Here is a 20,039-nt window from a genome sequence, read left to right as displayed (position 1 = left end):
CGGAGGTGGTAACCATGAAATATCCAGTAGTTCTGCATACAGACGACGGCGAAAGCTATGGCGTAATGGTGCCGGACATCGAAGGATGTTTCTCCGCCGGTAACAGCATCGAAGAAGCCCTGGCAAACGTCAAAGAAGCCATCGAAGGCCATCTTGAGATCCTGGCGGAAGATGAAATGACAATACCTGAAGCAGGCCGCATCGCCGACCACCAGAATAACCTTGACTACGAAGATGGTATCTGGGCATTGGTGGATGTCGACATCACGCCATTCCTGGGCAAGTCAGAGCGTATCAACATCACTTTGCCGGTCCTGCTGTTGCGGCAGATCGACAAGTTGGTGGAAGCTGACCCGGCATACCGAACCCGCTCTGGTTTCCTTCAGGAAATTGCCCGCGCCAAGCTGCGCTCAATGGGTTGACAGCCTCGCTCTGCGTGGGAATGCATGCCTCCCCTGAAAAGCCTACTCTGCAGCGCGAGATGGGTATGGGTTCCTGCGCTGGGACCCAAAGGCCTGAAAGCATGGGAATCAGAGTTTTTTGACAGCCTCTCAAAGTACGGGTTTTTACGCTTGTTCGATAATCACCGCAAAAAATAGTTCATTCGTTCAAGTACAATTCAGCCATCCCATCCAAACGACTTTTGACTTCTTTCCAGTGCGGCATAACCTGGGTCAGTAAACGCCAGAAGCGCTCACTGTGGTTATGTTCAGCAATATGGCACAGCTCATGGAGTACGACATAATCAATGCATTCCTTTGGGGCTTTCACCAGATGAGGGTTGAGTAGTAGAGAACCTTTTGCAGAACAGCTACCCCATTGTTTCTGCATTTTCATAATGCGAAAGCCGGGGATGCCTGTGACCCATGTAGCTTGAGGCAGCAAGTGGTTTAAGCGCTCCTGAAAAATGATCTCCGCCCGGTATTTATACCAGTCTTGAAGCAGTCCTTTGACTAGCTTGCCTTTATTACTATCAAACCGTGGCAGTGTGACCAGCAGCTTCCCTCGATCCATCTTTACAGAAGCCGTTGACTCTTTATCTTCCACCACTTTCAGCACATAACGTCTGCCGAGGTAAAAGGTCATTTCACCACTGACATACTGTTTGTTCTGCACGAACTTTTGATGGTTTCTGAATTCTATCAGGGCATTCCATATCCATTTTGAACGCTTAAGGACTGCATCATGAATGTCGGAGTTGACCGCATCATCAGGGGCAGTGACTACCACTTGGCAGTCGGGGTGAACACGGATACTGATCTTTCGTTTCTTTCCCTCAGGGTGAGGCTTTCTGACAACCTCATAGGATACAGCTTCATCTCCATAGACAAAGCTGTACTCTTCCCTGGAACGTTCATCGGAACCGACGGATGCCATTATTTGTTAAGTCCTGACAAACCTGACCGTGTGATTTGCACAACATCCGTAATCAATGCCTGAGCCTTATCAATCCCGATATCACCAAACAGCAGTGGCAGAAGGCCAATAGTAATTTGGTTCTCGATTTCCTGTGGGTTAATGCTGAACTCGGCAACAGACTTCCTGACCACTTCATCAATTTTCAATGCATGCTCAAAGCACTGAGCTTCCGATGGAGTATCGTGACCTTCAGGAGGTAGTTGTTCACCCAGGTGCTTCAGGAACAACCCGTAATACGCTTGAACCTGTTGCCTGATGTTGGGCTCCAGAGATTCAAACCGGTCTGTTGGAATGCCTTCAACTCTTCGTTCTTTCACTTGTTGTTCAAAGTCAGCAAAGATCAGGTACTGTTTGACCGGAGCGTCGAACATATCCCTGGTTTGTTGAATGGCTTTCTTCAACAGCTTTGAAAAATACTCCTGTGCATACGGGTCATCAGCCAGATCCTGATCAATCATCTTGCTAATGCGGCCAGTAATCTTATCTTTCTGGTTCCGGGCTTCGTCGTCGGTCATTTCCTCAGGCTTGGTGCTTTTGCCCATGTTGCCAACCAGATAAACGCCTTCAGACTCCCTGACTTCAACGCCGCCAATATGCTTATCCAGCAATGCCCGGATATCGTCTGTGTACTCATCGTAATCAACGGTTTCTTCTGCATCCTCCCGCACTTGCTTACGCAGTTGCGACATCATCTTCAGCGTATCTTTGTAATGCTGGCGGGTAGTGGTATAGGTTCCAGGAAATAGTAGGTCAAAACTTTTGTCTTCAAAGTAAGTCGCAGATTGCAGTGCAACCTTCATGCAGTTGGCAAATGCGGTGAGTGCCGAATAAAAATCATCCCGTTTTTTCAGATGGGTATCCGTAAGCTGTCCATCAACGGTGTCAATCCTGGGAGCCAATGCTTGTCGTAAAGCCTGTCCATCCTGCTTGTTCTTGACGCTATCGAAAATAGCCCACAGATCAGCATACAAGCTCGGTAGCTTTTTATATTCGGTGTCCATGCGGTTATAGAGACCTTTCAGATCATCTATATCAAATCCGCCCTGAGTGCGTTCCGCCAGGTTTTGGTACTTTTCAATGGTGGCATCCAGCTCTTTGAGAATGCCCCTGTAGTCGATCAGATACCCAAACTGCTTTTTGCTGTGCAGGCGGTTAACCCTTGCGATGGCTTGAATCAGGTTGTGTTGCTTCAGGGGCTTATCGATATAGAGCACCGTGTTTTTTGGCTCATCAAAACCCGTAAGAAGCTTATCCACCACAATCATAATGTCTGGCCCATCTTCCTCGCCAAACTCTGCAATGATTTTCTTGGTATAGGCTTTCTCATCCTGACTGCCAACGGTTTCTTTCCACCAGTTCTGCACCAGATCGGTACTCTCCTGATCAACACAGTCGTGCCCCTCACGGGTATCTGGTGGTGACATGGCAACAACAGACGTGACCTTGCCAATCTCATCCAGCATTCTTTTGTATTGAATGGCAGAAGCCTTGGAGTCGCAGGCAAGCTGGCCTTTTAACCCCTGCTGCTTAAAGTTCTGGAAGTGGTCGGAAATATCATGGGCAATCAACTCAATCCGACCTTCAGTCTGATAAATCTGTCCCTTTTGAGCGAATTTCTTTTTCAGGTCTGAACGCTGCTTTTCGGTCAGCTTCTCGGTGATTCGATCAAACCACGCATCAATGGCTTTGTCATTGGTAGAAAGTTCAGGAATACGCTCTTCATACAACAATGGTGTTACAGTGCCATCTTCAACTGCCTGCTGCATGGTGTAAGAGTGGATGATCTTACCGAACTTGTTTTCAGTTTTGTCATCTTGCAGCAAAGGTGTGCCAGTGAACGCAATATACGCCGCCTTGGGTAAGGTTTGCTGCATACGGATATTGTTTTCACCATTCTGGCTCCGATGCCCTTCATCAACCAGCACAATGATATCCGGGCTGTCGTTGTAGCAATCCGGTAGCTTGTTGGCTGTCCCGAACTTATCATTCTGGCTTAAAGGCAAGTTCAATCTTCTTTCTCTTCTGTCTTCTGGCTCAACAACTGCTGCCGCTGCTGCTCCAGTTGCAGGCGCAGCTCCTCTTCACTGGGCAACTCCAGCTTGTACTTGGAAGCAAACAGTTGCTGACTGTCGTTCAGCACAGAATATTTGGCGACAGTGTGATTGCCTTCGGAGCAGAGAATCAGGCCAATGGTGGGGTTATCATCCCCACGGCGTTTTTTCTCTTCATACATGCGCACATACATGTCCATTTGCCCCACATCCTGATGGGTGAGCCTGTGCATTTTCAGGTCGATCAGAAGGAAGCACTTGAGATGGAAGTTGTAAAACACCAGATCGATAAAATAATCGCCATCGTCTGTGCTGATGCGTTGCTGCCTCTCGACAAATGCAAAACCCTTGCCCAGCTCCAGCAGGAATTTTTGCAGATTGTTGATCAGCTCCTGCTCAAGCTCATTTTCCTGAACTGAACCAGCAGGCAGATTGAGGAAATCCAGAATATAGGGGTCACGCAGGTAGTCCTGCGGTGTGTCTTGCAGAACCGAGGTCTTTTGCTCGGCTTCTGCCAGTACAGGCTGCAAACCGTGCTTTCCGTCCTGGGTCGCCAGCAGGCGCTCGTAGTACAGTGTCCCCATCTGGCGCTCAAGGGCACGGGCGCTCCAGCATTGCTCAGCAGCTTCCTTCATATACCACTGGCGAGCCCGTTCATTTTCGATGCGTGTCAGTGCTCTGTAGTGGGTCCATGACAATTCGAGACGCAGTGCGTCTCGTTTTGGAAAACAGAGGTAAAATGCCCGCATTTTTCGCAGATTGGTGAGATCAAACCCCTTGCCAAACTCCCGGCTGAGGCTTTCGGTGAGCTTTTTTAATACCTTTTTGCCGTAAGCCGCACGGGTTTCGCCCTGCTGTTCATCCTCAACAATCAGGCAACCAATTTCCCAGTAGGTCTGCACCATGGCGGCATTGACCGCCGTCACCACCTGCTGGCGACCTTGGGTCAGCAGCTTACGGATATTGTTAAGCAGCTTGTCGTGCTGGCTTTCGCTCATCAGGCGACCTCCTGTGTTTCCACTTTTACCCGGCGCTTGCCCGTTAGCAATTGTTGCATCAGAGATTTTTTCTCTTGTTTGAGATTGGCAAGTTTTGTTCCAGATGTTCTAGCTCACTATCAGCAGAACTGAGTACAGTCGCAATTTTTTTCTGTTGGCATAAAAAGAGTCTGGATCGTAAGTCTGAGGAGAGTATTGCAGTACGATAGTAATAGTTTAATAAAAAATGCAGTATTTATTTTATGCAATTTTGTTTTTGCTGCTCTCGTGATGCGTATCTCTTGCTTTTTTGCATCATGAATTGATGATTATGAACACTCTTGATTAAAGGAAATCACCGGTCTCGAAAAATTCATCACGATCCGGCTACTACGTGGTCCATCACTGCGTCACAAAGCGAATTCAAATTCACACTGCTCAAAAACTCTTCGGTAATTTTTATCAGCTCCGCAGATCTGAGTACCAGGGCGTTACTGTCGCCCAGTGTCTGTCGTAAGTAGGTATCATCAACCGATTTCTCAAACCACTCGGATCGATCAATTTCAGAGAACATGGCATACAGCTCTTCCGGGGAAGATGGGTCATGGGCGCCATAGTGGTTCCGATGAGTCTCAAACCGGACAGGAGCATCGCCCCAACAATAGGTTAAACGACCACCCTTCGAGTGTGTCAATTCATACAGGTAATGACAGAAGGCCTGAAGAATCGCCTGTTTGCATTTGTTCTCTAAATCACTGGCAAACTCTGCGTCCTTGTGTAACACGTCACCAGACTCAGAAATGGGTCTGTAGTGGTTGTAAATACCATTCATATAGCCTCGGTTTGAGACCACATTATCCTGTTTGACTTTTTCCAATAACCGCTTTAAATCAGGGTTTTTCTTAGCTTTCAGTTGCAACAGGTCCTGGGCTTTTTTATCAATTAATGTGCTGCTCAGGAAAGGGTGGCCCAGGATAATCAGCGGACGGTGTCTGGCTCTGACCGAGCGCAACTGCACAAATGCGGGCTGGTTCACCAGCATTCGTTCTATATTCGGAACACCCTTAGGGTCATCCGTCCAGGCGGTATCTAAAGATGGGTTGGTAATTTTATCATTAAGGGATGGCGAAGCCCCTTCGTGACAATGACTGACGAGCATGTCATTGCCTTTTCTCCTCAGAAAGTCTTTATAAATCGACCGCCAGTTATGGCTATTTTTCCCCCTTTTCAGTAATGTCTGATGCCACATTTTCAGGCAATTCATAGCTTCAACCTTTAGTTCTTCGACACCTTTCAGACGCATCAACAGCTCGTGATGTTGAGTGGGCATAATAATGCTGCGGCTATACCTTGGCACTGGATCCGGATCCAGCCAACCCAATTTCAGAACTTTAAGGGCAAAGCGAATAATCGAGGGGTTGGTCAAGTCAGTGTCCTCAAGTATATCCACCATTGAGCCCAACCAGTCGAGGTAGTTTGCTCCACCCTGAACAATTATTTTTGAATGCAATGATTGGAGTTGTTCAATGATCCGCACTTCATCACCGTTAGATAATATTTTTTTGACAACCGCCGACATCGGCCTGGAAGGCCAATCGCGATAAAAAAACTTACCGACCAGTTGCCACTCGCGAAAGGTCAATGCTTTTGTCTCCAGCGACTCTAAAATTGAGATCCCAAGGGAGAAACCGGTTAAATCTTTTCCTTCCCAAAGCTTCAATACTGTTTCGCGGATATCCAGGTTTTTTTCTGGTAATGCGCCGCCTGTCTCAATGACCTTGTTAAGTTCCTCAAGGCTCAGACCATAGGTCTTAGCCAAAGTTTGTTGTTGTGCTGAATCAGCACCCTTCAGAAGACCCTGCAGGAGATCCCTCGCCTTCTTTAAATCACTACTGACTTTTTTGTTGTGCTGAAAGTCAGATGGGAATTTTCTTACCTCTAAAGGCACCCCGCCCAAATCCACTGACTTCCAGGTTTGGCCTCTATCCATGGAACACTCGGCAAAGGCGTGAGAAGGGTTGCGAATTTTCCGACACGGAATCCCGAAGTAGCGACATAAAGCGACAAAAACAGGCACACGATGACGACAGCTTCCTTGCCGTTTTGTTACCAGGAATTGAAAGAAATTTTCATTGCTCTCTGCTGCGGCGGTACCGGAGAACTGTTGGCAATAGTCCTTGATCGCCTCAATGCGTTGCGTCGTGCTTTTTGCGTTCATTATTGCCTGCAAAGGCACCTTTATTTCAGGCAGTTGTTGTTCAACCTCATCAAACAGTTTGTTCAATACTGCTTCCATACCTTTGGAGCAGCGGGCGTCAAAACCTATTGATTGTGCTGGCTGGACTTTTTTAGTCAGTGTTTTTTTGCTCGCCTCTCTGGGTTCCACGACATAAGTAAATTCAATAATCTGACCGGCTTTGGCTTCGGGAACTGACAGTGTGTGCAGCCCGGTATATCGATCCCTGAGCAGTGTATACGGCAAAGCGGGTTCAATACGCAGGGCCACGACATAGTCTTCAGGCGTCAGACTGGGCAATGCATATTGACCATTGCTTGATGGCGCTTTGTAGTTTGCCAGTGTTTGGTTGTTGGCTAACGTCAGTTCCTGGTTACGCCCCGGTAACTCTTCGGGTATAAGGGTTTCGGTCCCCTGAAGGTGTTGATCACTCATTTCGGTCAGCACGACCTCACCCCCGGCAGATACACTAATATCCTCAGCCTGCAGGCGATACATATGGCGAGGGTAATCCGTGTCAAAAATTTTATAGTCGTCGACTTTTGACTTCTTACTGCACTCATAGTCCGTGTCACGGTCCAGGGTCTTACCCTGTTTCCCGCGAGCTTTTGAGATGTATTCTTCAGGAGCGTTATCACCGTCAATCGTTATATCTTCGTGAGTCTGATCGTTCACACAATGGTTCAGCAGATCACTGATCTGATGCCAGAACGCAGGCCACCATTGAACTTCACTGGCTTTCCACGCCCTTATCTGCTGGTCAGCCGCCTCAAGATAAGGCTGGTTGGTTGACGTTTTCAGCGTTTGTTTCTGTGCATTCGTGAGGGGAAATACGCTATCAGCGTCCACGCCCAACTGGCCATACTCACGGTCAAACCAGCGTTGCTGCCAGTGTCGGTAAAGTGTCTGGGTGAGAATATCGTCGGATTCATCCGGTTTCACTGAAAGACCCGATGTCTGCCAGCGGGTACGTGCCAGCATCCTGATAATTTCCATTCTGGCTTCCTCACCATTCAGATCAGTTTTGATACGAATTTCATGGCGTTTTTCATCCGTACTGTTGCAATAACTGCGTCGTATCAACCAGGGTCGATCAATACCTGATACCCTTTGGTTGAACCATTCGCAAAGTCTGGTATCAAGTGCTTCGTTACTTATGGCAATAGCCGATGACCCGGGCAGTTCTTCCAGCGTCAGCCTGGCTGCCATCAGGTAAAGCCGGTAGTGCCGTTGGAAGCATTGATTCAGTCCGTTTTCGGTAAAATCCCTTGCTCTGATAACAGCCCTGGCGACGTTTTGTAAATCACGACTGGTTGGCTGTAACGGCAGTTTTTTGCGTTGCAGGTGAGCCCTTAAAAGACAATGTTTTTCTGTTAGCTTTTTAGCGACGAATGTCCCTTCTAAGGACTCTGGCAACACTTTCCCGGCAATGGTCTGTAATTCTGCCGGGTTGTACTGCCGGATGGGCAAATGTCTGAAGCGCCCTTTCAGCGCCGGTGACAAAGGTTTTCGCCCGCTGTACTCAGGAGGGTTGATGGTGGCAAAGAGGTGGAAACCCGGATGGGCGTCACCGGCCAGAATGTCGTTTAACTCACCTTCCAGATGCTGGCTGTCGATCAGGTTCATTTCTGAAATTACCACGATGCCGCCCTCTACTTTTGCTTTCTGGATCACTTCACACAGTTGCTCCCAGGAACAATCACAGGCATTCAGGGGAAAGACCTTTGGCATGGTTTCTTCCCGTTCTTTAGCTTGCTGTTTGACACTTTCGATCATCAGATTCAGCGTGGCATCCTTACCCCGTCCGGCCGGACCTTCAATCAGCGTTGCCTGACGACCGCCGTGTTTTCTGTCGTGATGATAAGCCTGCTGACAGCGGCTTAAATCCTGTCCCAGCCCTTGCGCCAGATCAATGACTGCCGATCCGGAGGTATCAAACTCAGGTCGGATTTCTTTGGTCAATGTTCTGAAGTCCTGCAGAATATCTGGCAGGGTGTGGTTATGAACTCTGTCTCGCAGGGTGTTGTCCAGTTCGTAACGGGCAGCAAACCAGATTTCCAGTGCTGAGAGAGCATCCTGTTGAGTCTCGCTGATTTCGGGACCCAAGACATCCCGGAAACTTTGCTGGATCAAACTGTTCACTTGCTTACAGCTGGCACTGTCGCCTTTGGATAACGCACGATCCAGATACCAACCCACCCAGCTGCAGATGTCGGTTAAATCCCTGGGAGTAAACTCATGCTCGGGCAACAGCTCCTGATAATATTGCCACAGTGCCATCACACTCTTGCTGGCAATGTGTGCAATGTCGTTTATTTGATGCCGTTGTAACTGACTGAGCAAAGCCGGTTCCACTACTCTGTCCCGAAGGAAAGCCTGATCCAAACGCGGGTAATAAGCTCTGGGCAGTTTCTCTTTCAGGGTCGGATCCATTTGGCGCCCGGCGTAATGATCGGGGTTGCCGGTGAGAATTACCCGGTGTTTTTCGCTGACCTTGACAGGATGACCATTCACATAGATGCAGGGTTGCGGTTCCCACAGGCCGTTCAATGACGCCAGCAATCCGGCTTGGGTCAGGTTAGCCTCATCCAGCACCAGGGTGATGTATACTCCGTCTTTGTTGGATTCGGTCTTGGCCCATTTCATCAATGCCCGGTTTTGCTGCGCCATAGAGCGGTCGCCATCGGCATGCTTTTGCCACTGCCAGCGTTTCATCAGGGTCTGTTCGCTGTCAGAAGGTCCAAGAGAAATGACCGAAGCCTGTCCTGAAGCCTTTGCCATTTTGGCGGAAAAGTAGCTTTTACCAGTGCCGGTTTCTCCCTCGAGGAATATAACGGGGGAGTCTTTAAGCCGGTCATGGAGCCGGGATAATCGACGACTTTCACGATCCTTCTGATTGGTCACGCCATGATAAAGATCCCGGGCCAGTGCAGACAGAGGCTCATCAGCGGAACCCGTCCATTTCAGTGATTCAGACAGGCGATTTTCTATGCGTTCAGTGCCTTCTGCCTCAGAACTCGCTGTTCTGGCCCTATGAAAACAATCGCTGGCCAGACCGTGGATGGCATCGGATCGAGTCTGCCCTGAGTGCAAAGGTAAGTGCCAGCCAGAAGCCAGTGCATCTTGCAAACGTTTAATCTGTCTTGTTGGCTCGATGGCTAAGGATTGCCAGGGCTTTGTTGCCGCCGGATCGACTGCCAACTGATACGCTATGGCATCTCGTTGTTTTTCAGGCGCGTGGGCCAGGATCATGGCACAGAGCCTGTCCATAACTTCTTTTTCACCCGACTCTGGAAATGGACTTTCATAGGACAGTTGTAATTCGGTACCTATAAATACTGCCGGGTCAAAGGCTCGGGCCAGTTGCCACAGGTTCCGTTTGACAAACTCTCTATCCAGTCGCGGGTCGCTATTGATGATGGCAGCTAACTGATCCGGGTCTGCGGAGGCGGCTTGATCCTCGTCCGGCGTCTTATCCGGTAACAAGTGCCAACAGGCCACTTTCATAAAATCCCGCACGGACGGATGCTGCCGGATGCCATGGGTGATGACACTATTGATGGCCTTGCGCCAGTGGCGGGGCAGGAGCTGCAGGGAGTGGTCAACCTGCTGTGCTCGACGAGCAGCCAGTATCAGATTATTCAACAGCCCTTCGGTCATTTCAGGCAGAGGGCTGCAAAGGAGGTCAGGTACGGTTTTAAACGCTTTGTAAAGCTGTTTAAGCGCTTGTTCTGGCAGCTCAGTCCGGACGATACCATGCCTGCGGGCATTGATATCCCAGAGATCGAGCTCAGGACAGGACTTACCCGTGGCGACCATCCCATGAAATACTGAAGAGGCGCTTTTCACAGACTCAGGCCAGAGTATTGTGACATGAGCTCGTGGATAGGCCTGCAACTGGCCATTCACCAACAGAGGTTGCCCAATAACCAGGGGTTCCAGAAGCTGCTGAAGCCTTGGATTACTTTCCAGTCCCCTGAATACCACGGGTTTGCCAGCGGTTAATGCCTCCTGCAACTCACTCTGAGATCGTCTGAAATGCGCCTTTTGTTCCGAGGCGATATGGATATTATCAAAGAGCTGAGTGAAGCCAGTCTGTTCATTGACCTGAATGACCAGAGGGGCTTGTGGCTGATGATTAATCCAATGACTGGCCTGGGCATGTTGCTGGTAAGTGATGGTATCAAAGGTGGCATGGGCCCTGGCTTTTTCATGCAGGTTGGACAGAAAGCGCCCATCGTTTTCTGCCAATCCCAGGGCTTTTGGCTGCTGTCTTGTATGAGCCACCTGAAGTCGGGGCTCCGGGCCGGTGGTCTCGCGAAGGGTTTGCAATGAACTCAGCAAACGAAACCAGAGGGCTTCAGTAAGTGGAGATGTTACGGTGACGATACGCCCCGTCTTAACCTGTTCCAACAGGCAGGTGTTAGGGATTGCATAGCCTTCAGGCGTAATGGCAATCGGGCTCAGCCATTCTGTGATATTCCGCTGGTTAATGATGATCGGGTTTTCTGCGGCGTGCTCTTTAGACTGACTTTGGAACAGCGAATGAAGCTCGTCCTTCCCCACCGGCATCTGATAAAACTGAACATCGTTGGGTAATGGACAGACTTCCCCATTGCTCTCAAAGCACTGTTGCACCAGCATCTGTCGAATGGTCTGTTCAAAGGTCAGATCCTGCCAGTCGGCGCCTTTCAGTATCACCCGTTGTCCGGATGTCAACTGTTCAAGCCTGCCAGGAATGTGCTGGATTCGCCCCTGTTGATCGACACCGGGAGCACCCAGCAGTAATTGTCGCCAGTTGTTGTGCAAGTGGCAGTCAATAACCAGGATAGTGTCGTCGTCCATGGCGTTTTCGGCACTGGGGAATTCAGGCAATAGCGGTGGGGCCCGGTCAATGTCCATCGATGGTTCATTGCCAGTCTCAGCCTCGAACTGCCAGGTATTGCCCGGTCGGTTAATTCGCCGCCAGAAGTCAGCGCCCGGTGCGCCGGCCGCCGGAGCGCCGGCCGCAGGTGCCTCGTCATGCTGGCCAACCGATGTCAATTGTTCAGGGGCTGCCAGAACCAGCAGAGAAACATGCTCTCCCAGAGGGCGTTTCTTCTGGCTGACCTTGTCGTATAGACAGGGGTTATCCGGGTCCAGCAGATCGTTAAATTTTGGCAGATCCTCACTGGTGAGTTTTCGGATATCTATCACCAGGGTCAATGGCTGTGAACCTTCAAAGAGCTTGCCTGGGCGCAAAGCGTGGCGACCATTGCCGGCAATGGTCAACCGGCTCACCAGGTTAGCCTGTGCAAGGTCATCAGGGTGGGAAATAAGCGTGACATCGCGATTTTTATCGCAGGTCTGGTCAGCCAAAAGCTGACGAACCTCATCATCACTGGCGACAAAACGGAAATCGAAGGCATGAGGGTTTTTTTGGAGCGGGGAATCCGTTGAGGATACGGTTCTCGTCCTGTCAGGTGTCATAATCTGAGATGGCGATAGATTCAGTTGGTAATTGAGACCAGAGCAGACAGCTTTGACGTTTGATGGTAAATCTAAATCCTGCCCTGACCTCCTGGCTGGCCTAGCCGGAACGGATTTGTTAATTTCTCCACCAATCTGACCATCCATAGTTAACCTCACTACTACCATCTGAAGGATTGCATTAAAACTGTTTAATTATTCGACCTTCAAATAATACAAAAGTTTCATTTTGGTACTGGCTCGTTGCCATTGTGGGAAGTCAACAGTCTCGAAAAACTCATCATGATCAAACCTTTAACAAGTATTCAGTGACTCACAAAGCGAATTCAAATTCACACTGTTCAAAAATTCTTCGGTAATTTTTATCAGCTCTGCGGATCTGAGCACCAGGGCGTTACTGTCGCCCAGCGTCTGTCGTAAGTAGGTATCATCAACCGATTTCTCAAACCACTCGGATCGATCAATTTCAGAGAACATGGCATACAGCTCTTGCGGGGAAGATGGGTCATGGGCGCCATAGTAGTTCCGATTGCTCACAAACCGGATAAGAGCATCGCCCCAACAATAGGTTAAACGACCACCCTTCGAGTGTGTCAATTCATACAGGTAATGACAAAAGGCCTGAAGAATCGCTTGTTTGCATTTGTTTTCTAAATCACTGGCAAACTCTGCGTCCTTCTGTGAAATGTCACCAGACTCAGGAATGGGTCTGTAGCGATTGTAAATACCAATCATGTAGCCTCGGTTTGAGACCCCATTATCTTGTTTGACTTTTTCCAATAACAGCTTTAAATCGGGGTTTGTCTTAGCTTTCAGTTGCAACAGCTCCCGGGCTTTTTTATCAATTAATGTGCTGCTCAGGAAAGGGTCGCCCAGGATAATCAGCGGACGGTGTCTGGCTCTGACCGAGTGCAACTGCACAAATGCGGGCTGGTTCACCAGCATTCGTTTTATATTCGGAACACCCTCAGGGTCATCCGTCCAGGCGGTATCTAAAGATGGATTGGCAATTTTATCATTAAGGGATGGCGAAGCCCCTTCGTGACAATGACTGACGAACATGTCATTGCCTTTTCTCCTCAGAAAGTATTCATAAATGGACCACCAGTTCAGGCTTTGTTTTCCCCTTTTCAGAACAGACTGATACCACTCTTTCAGGCAATTCGTCGCTTCAACCTTGAGTTCTTCGATACCTTTCAGACGCATCAACAGCTCGTGATGTTGAAGGGGCGCAATAATTTCGTCCATATACCGTGGCAGTGGATTCAGCCAACCCAATTTCAGAATTTTAAGGGCAAAGCGAATAACCGAGGGGTTGGCCAGGTCACTGTGCTCAAGTATATTCACCATTGAACCCAACCACTCGAGGGGGCGTGCTTTAGCCTCAACAATCATTTTTGAGTGCAATGATTGCAGTTGTTCGATGACCCGGACTTCATCACCGTCAGATAATATGTTTATGACAACCGCCGACATCGGCCAGAAACTCCAGTCGCAAGTAATAAACTTACCGACCAGTTGCTGCTCGAAATAGCCCAATGCTTCTGTATCCAGCGACTCTATCATTGAGACACCCATGGAGAAACCGGTTAAATCTTTTCCTTTCCAAAGCTTCAATACCGTTTCGCGGATACCCGGGTTTTTTCCTGGTAATGTACCGCCTGTCTCAATGATCCTGTTAAGTTCCTCAAGGCTCATACCATAGGTTTTAGCCAGAGTTTGTTGTTGTGCTGAATCAGCACCCACCAGAAGACCCCGCAAGAGATCCCTCGCCTTCTTTGACTCACTACTGACTTTATTGGTGCGCTGGAAGTTGGATGGGATTTTTTTTAGCTCACCAGGCGCCCCGCCTAAATCCACTGACTCCCAGGTTTGACCTCTATCCACAGAATACTCTGCAAAGGCGTGGATATGGTTGATCATTTCCCGACATGGAATCCCAAAATAGCGACAAAAAGCAATAAAAACAGGCGTCCGATGACGACAACTGCCTTGTCGCTGTGTTACGAGGAAGTGAAAGAAATTCAGATGATGCCCTGCTGGTTCAGCACCTCCGGAAAACTTCAGGCAATAGTCCTTGATCGCCCTGATGCGTTGCGTCGTGTTTTTTGCGTTCATTATTGCCTGCAAAGGCACCTTTATTTCAGGCAGTTGTTGTTCAACCTCAGCAAACAGTTTGTTCAATACTGTTTCTATACCTTTGGAACAGCGGGCGTCAAAACGTATTGATTGTGCTGGCTGGACTTTTTTAGCCAGTGTTTTTTTGCTCGGCGCTCTGGGTTCCACGACATAAGTAAATTGAATAATCTGACCGGCTTTGGCTTCGGGAACAGACAGTGTGTGCAGCCCGGTATATCGATCCCTGAGCAGGGTACATGGCAAAACGGGTTCTATACGCAGGGCCACGATATAGTCTTCAGGCGTCAGACTGGGCAATGCATATTGACCATTGTTTGATGACGCTTTGTAGTTTGCCAGTGTCTGGTTTTTGGCTAACGTCAGTTCCTGGTTACGCCCCGGTAACTCTTCGGGTATAAGGATTTCGATCCCCTGCAGGTGTTGATCACCCATATCAGTCAGCTCGACCTCACCCTTGGCAGATACATTAATATCTCTCGCTCGCAAGCGATACATATTGAAAGGGTAGTTCGTGTCAAAAATTTTATAATTGTCGAATACTCTCTTCTTCTGGCGCTGATATTCCGTGCCCCGGTCCAGGGTATTGGCCTGTTTCCTGCGAACTTCTGAAAGGCATTCCTCAGGAGCCTTGTCACTGTCGATCACTATATCCTGGTGAGTATAATCGTGCGCACAATGGCTCAGCAGATCACTGATCTGATGCCAGAACCCAGGCCAAAATTGAACTTCACTGGCTTTCCACGCCCTTATCTGCTGGTCAGCCGCCTCGAGATAAGGCTGGTTGGTTGACGTTTTCAATGTTTGTTTCTGTGCATCCGTCAGGGGAAATACGCTATCAGCGTCCACGCCCAACTGGCCATACTCACAATCAAACCAGCGTCGCTGCCAGTGTCGGTAAAGTGTCTGGGTGAGAATATCGTCGGACTTATCCGGTTTCACTGAAAGACCCGATGCCTGCCAGCGGGTACGTGCCAGCATCCTGATGATTTCCGTTCTGGCTTCCTCTCTATTCAGATCAGTTTTAATACGAATTTCATGGCGTTTTTCATCCATACTCTGGCAATCACTGCGTCGTATCAACCAGGGTCGATCAATGCCTGGTACCTTTTGGTTAAACCATTCGCAAAGCCTGGTATCAAGTGCTTCGTTAGTTACGGCAATAGCTGATGACCCGGGCAGTTCTTCCAGCGTCAGCCTGGCTGCCATCAGGTAAAGCCGGTAGTACCGCTGGAAGCATTGATTCAGTCCGTTTTCGGTAAAATCCCATGTCCTGATAACAGCCCTGGTGACGTTCTGTAAATCACGACTGGTTGGCTGCAACGGCAGCTTTTTGCGTTGCAGGTGAGCCCTTAAAAGACAATGTTTTTCTGTTAGCTTTTTGGCGGCGAATGTCCCTTCTAAGGACTCTGGCAACACTTTCCCGGCAATGGTCTGTAATTCTGCCAGGTTGTACTGCCGGATGGGCAAATGTCTGAAGCGCCCTTTCAGCGCCGGTGATAAGGGTTTTCGTCCGCTGTACTCTGGCGGGTTGATGGTGGCAAAGAGGTGGAAGCCCGGGTGGGCGTCACCGGCCAGAATATCGTTTAACTCACCTTCCAGATGCTGGCTGTCGATCAGATTCATTTCCGAAATCACCACGATGCCGCCTTCCACTTTTGCTTTCTGGATCGCTTCACACACTCTGTCCCAGGAACAATCACAGGCATTCAGGTAAAAGACTTCCGGCATGGATTCTCCCCGTCGCTTAGCCTCCTTTCTGACACTTTCAATCACCAGGTTTAGCGTGGCATCCTTACCCCGTCCGGCTGGACCTTCGATCAGCGTCGCCTGTCGTCCGCCGTGTTTCCTGTCGAGGTGATAAGCCTGCTGACAGCGGCTTAAATCCTGTCCAAGTTGTTGCACCAGTTCAATGACTGCTGTTCCGGAGGTGTCAAACTCAGGTCGGATTTTTTGGGTGACTGTACTGAAAGTCTGCTGAATATCTGACAGGGTCTTGTTGCGAACTCTGTCACTCAGGGTATTCTCCGGTTGGTAACGGGCAGCAAACCAGATTTCCAGTGCTGACAGGGCATCCCGATGAGTTTCGGTGATTTCGGGCACCAGCACATCCCGAAAACCTTGTTGGATTAAACCTTGTACTTGCTTGCAGTTAACCCTGTCACCTGTGGATAACGAACGATCAAGATACCAACCTACCCAGCTGCAGATATCCGTCAGATCCCTGGGGGTAAACTCATGTTCTGGCAACAGTTCCTGATAATACTGCCAGAGTAGCATGACGCTCTCGGTGGCAATGCGTGCCATGTCGTCTATTTGCCGAGACTCCGGCAGATGCCGTTGTAAATGATTGAGCAGAGCCGGCTCCACCACTCTGTCCCGAAGAAAAGCCTGGTCCAGACGAGGATAGTAAGCCCTGGGCAGTTTCTCTTTCAGGGCAGAATCCAACTGGCGTCCGCCGTAATGAATGGGGTTACCGGTGAGAATCACCCGGTGTTCTGTGCTGACCGGGACAGGATGACCATTCACATAAATGCAGGGTTCCGGTTCCCATAAGCCGTTCAATGACGCCAGCAATCCGGTTTTGGCCAGGTTGGCTTCATCCAGAACCAGAGTGATATATTTTCCTTCAACATAGCCTCCATCTCTGGGGTGTGAGGTCTTGGCCCATTCCATCAGCGCCCGGTTTTGCTGTGCCATAGAGCGGTCGCCATCAGCGTGTTGCTGCCACTGCCAGCGTTTCATCAGGGTCTGCTCGCTGTCAGAAGGTCCAAGGGACAGCACCACAGCCGATCCTGAAGCTTTTGCTATTTTCGCTGAAAAGTAACTTTTCCCGGTGCCGGTTTCCCCCTGCAGGAATATAACAGGAGAGTCTGTAAGCCGGTCATGGAGTCGGGATAAACGACGGCTTTCACGATCCTTCTGACTCGTCTCACCGTGATAAAGATCCCGGGCCAGTGCTGACCAGGGCTCATAAGTCGAGCCCTGCCATGCCAGTGATTCAGACAGTCGATGTTTTATACGTTCAATGCCTTTTGTTTCAGAATTCGCGGTTCTGGCCATCTGAAAACAATCAGCAGCCAGAGATTTAATGGCTTCGGATCGGGTCTGCCCTGAGGGCAGAGGTAACTGCCAGCCGGAGGCCAGTGCATCCTGTAAACGTTTAATCTGTCTTGATGGCCTTAAGGCTAAGGTTTGATAGTGTTCTGCTGCCTGCGGATCGACTGCCAACTGACAGGCCATTGCCTGTCGATGTTTTTCAGGGGTATGGCTCACGATCAGGGCACAGAGTCTGTCCAAAGCGTCTTCTTTTCTCTGCTCTGGGAATGGATCGCAATAGGACAGTTGCAATTGCTTTAAGACTCCAGGGTCAGAGGCTGCTCTGATCAGCGGCCACAGGTTCTGCTTCACAAACTCTCTGTCTAACCGTGGGGCACTATTGATGATCTCATTTAACTGATCCGGATCGACCGAGGCAGTTTGATCCTCATCCCGCTTCCCGGGGGCGTCTGGCAGCAACATCCAACAAGCTACTTTCATAAAATTACGCACCGACGGACTCTGTCGCAGGCCATGGGTGATGACACTATCGACGGCCTTGCGCCAGTGGCAGGGCAGGAGCTGAAGTGAGCGGTCAACCTGCTGTGCTCGCAGGGCAGCCAGTGTCAGGTTATTCAACAAGCCTGCGGACATTTCAGGCAGAGGGTTACAACAGTTGGCAGGTACGGTTTTAAACGCTTCGTAAAGCAAGTTGAGGGCTCGTTCTGGCAGCTCAGTCCGGGAGATATCATGCTTGAGGGCATTGATATCCCAGATATTGACCTCAGGGCAGGGTTTTCCCATGGCAAGCATCGAATTAAATACTGCAGATTGGCTTTTCGCAGATTGAGGCCAGAGTATTGTGATATGAGCTTGTGGGTAGGCCTGTAACTGGCCATTCACCAGCAGAGGTTGGCCAACAACCAGGGGTTCAAGGAGTTGTTGAAGTGTTGGATTAGATTCGAGCCCCCGAAATACAACCTGCTTGCCAGCGGTTAATGCCTTTTGCAACTCACTCTGATCTCGTTCAAAAAGGGCCTTTTGTTCCGAAGTGATATGGATATTATCAAATAGCTGGTTGAAGCCGGTCTGTTCATTGACCTGAATGACCAGAGGTGCAGGCTGGTATTTATTTATCCAACGACTTGCCTGGACGTCTTGCTGATAAGTGACGGCACTAAAGGTGGCCTGATCTCTGATTTTTTCCTGCGGGTTGGGCAGAGACTGTTCATCGCTTTCTTCTAATCCCAGAGCTTTCGGCTGCTGTCTTGAATGGGCTACCAGAAGTCGCGGCTCCAGGCCCGTTGTCTCTCGAATAGTCTGCAATGAACCCAGCAAACGAAACCAGGCCGCCTCAGTGAGGGGAGACGTGACGGTGACCGTACCACCTGCTCGAACCTGCTCCAACAGACAGGTGTTAGGGACTGCGTAGCCTTCCGGAGCAATGGCAATCGGGTTCAGCCATTCTGTGATATTACTCTGGTTAATGATGACCGGGTTTCCTGGTGCGTGCTCTTGAGACAGGCTCTGAAACAGTGAATAAAGCTCATCCTCAGCCACCGGCATCTGATAAAACTGAACCTCGTCCGGTAACTGACAGACCTTCCCATTGCTCTCAAAACACTGTTGCGCCAGCATCTGTCGAATCGTCTGCTCAAAGGCCAGATCCTGCCAGTTAGCCCCTTTCAGAATCACCCTTTGTCCGGCCCTCAATAACTCAAGCCTGCCGGGGAGATGCTGAATTCGTCCCTGCTGATCCACACCGGGGCCGCCCAACAACAACTGTCGCCAGTCGTTGTGCAAGTGGCAGTTAATAAGAACGGTAACGTCGTCGTCCATGACGCTTTCGGCAGAGGGGAGTTCAACCAATAACGGAGGAATCTCATCAATGTCCATCGATGGGTCATTACCAGTCTGGGCCCGGAAGTGCCAGCTATTTTCCGGTCGATTAATTCGCCGCCAGAAATCAGCCCCCGGTGCATCGTCACGCTGGCCAACCGATGCCAACTGTTCAGGATCTGCCACGACCAATAGAGAAACATGTTCGCCCAGAGGGCGTTTATTTTGGCTGACTTTGTCGTACAGACAGGGGGTATCCGGGTCCAGCAGATCGTTAAATTTTGGCAAATCTTCGCTGCTGAGTTTTCGGATATCCAGCACCAGAGTCAGTGGCTGTGGACTTTCGAACAGCTTGCCAGAACCCAGAGTGTGGCGGCCATCGACAGAAATACTCAACCGTCTCACCAGATTGGCCTGTGAGAGGTCATCGGGGCGGGAAATAAGGATAACATCCCGTTGTTCATCGCAGGTTTGGGCCACTAAAAGCTGTCGAACTTCATCATCACTGGCGACAAAACGAAAATCGAAGGCATGAGTGGTCTTTTGGAGCGGGGAATCCGCTGAGGATACCCTTCTCGTCTGGTGAGGCGAGATCCCCGGAGCTGATGATTTATTGAGTCTGGGAGTTACATCTGAGCAGACCTCTGCAATCCTTGGCGGTGCATCCAGCTTTGCTCTCTTGTCTGGCACGCTGCAATCAGGTAAGGGTTGTTTATTTCTCCAGCCAATCTGGCCATCCACGGTAAATCTCGCTCTGTTATTTGAAGGACTGCATTGAAATGGTTTGATTTCGTATGGTTGAGTACTTATGTGACCTTCAGGCGGGAGGAAAGTTCCATTGGGTTAGTTAGCCGCAGGGCAATGGCATCAATC

At 49.7% G+C, this 20,039-nt stretch carries 6 protein-coding genes; 1 reads left to right on the top strand and 5 read right to left on the bottom strand.

What is annotated here, in order from left to right; all coding sequences use genetic code 11:
* Positions 1–14 precede the first annotated feature (14 nt).
* Positions 15–422: a type II toxin-antitoxin system HicB family antitoxin gene (locus tag ACOMHB_RS22510; protein WP_448218291.1), complete on the top strand. Its 408-nt coding sequence runs from the start codon at positions 15–17 to the stop codon at positions 420–422.
* Between the two features lie 178 nt (positions 423–600).
* Here ACOMHB_RS22510 and ACOMHB_RS22505 read toward each other — a convergent pair whose 3' ends face one another.
* The 5 genes from ACOMHB_RS22505 to ACOMHB_RS22485 all read right to left on the bottom strand — a co-directional run bounded on the left by ACOMHB_RS22505 (position 601) and on the right by ACOMHB_RS22485 (position 19,907).
* The gene (locus tag ACOMHB_RS22505) at positions 601–1,377 is read right to left on the bottom strand and encodes a M48 family metallopeptidase (RefSeq protein ID WP_448218290.1); all 777 of its coding nucleotides are present in this window, start codon (positions 1,375–1,377) and stop codon (positions 601–603) included.
* On the bottom strand, positions 1,377–3,428 hold the full coding sequence (locus ACOMHB_RS22500; protein ID WP_448218289.1) for a type I restriction enzyme subunit R domain-containing protein: 2,052 nt from the start codon (positions 3,426–3,428) through the stop codon (positions 1,377–1,379). The genes ACOMHB_RS22505 and ACOMHB_RS22500 overlap by 1 nt, the downstream gene beginning before the upstream one ends.
* Positions 3,425–4,468 carry a PDDEXK nuclease domain-containing protein gene (locus tag ACOMHB_RS22495; protein ID WP_448218288.1) on the bottom strand — a complete coding sequence of 348 codons (1,044 nt, stop codon included), beginning with the start codon at positions 4,466–4,468 and terminating at the stop codon, positions 3,425–3,427. The genes ACOMHB_RS22500 and ACOMHB_RS22495 overlap by 4 nt, the downstream gene beginning before the upstream one ends.
* Before the next feature lie 355 nt (positions 4,469–4,823).
* Complete coding sequence (locus tag ACOMHB_RS22490) at positions 4,824–12,299, bottom strand: AAA family ATPase (RefSeq protein ID WP_448218287.1); 7,476 nt, start codon at positions 12,297–12,299, stop codon at positions 4,824–4,826.
* Positions 12,300–12,446: 147 nt separating this feature from the next.
* Positions 12,447–19,907, bottom strand: coding sequence for an AAA family ATPase (locus ACOMHB_RS22485; protein WP_448218286.1), 7,461 nt, complete (start codon positions 19,905–19,907; stop codon positions 12,447–12,449).
* Positions 19,908–20,039 lie beyond the last annotated feature (132 nt).

The organism is Endozoicomonas sp. 2B-B (assembly GCF_053470045.1).
Note: the sequence above shows the minus strand (reverse complement) of the source record. Positions and strands in the feature narration are given on the sequence as shown.

Coding starts and splice junctions, on each gene's coding strand:
- ACOMHB_RS22510 (WP_448218291.1), top strand. CDS start 15: ATGAAATATCCAGTAGTTCTGCATACAGACGACGGCGAAAGCTATGGC.
- ACOMHB_RS22505 (WP_448218290.1), bottom strand. CDS start 1,377: ATGGCATCCGTCGGTTCCGATGAACGTTCCAGGGAAGAGTACAGCTTT.
- ACOMHB_RS22495 (WP_448218288.1), bottom strand. CDS start 4,468: ATGAGCGAAAGCCAGCACGACAAGCTGCTTAACAATATCCGTAAGCTG.
- ACOMHB_RS22490 (WP_448218287.1), bottom strand. CDS start 12,299: ATGGATGGTCAGATTGGTGGAGAAATTAACAAATCCGTTCCGGCTAGG.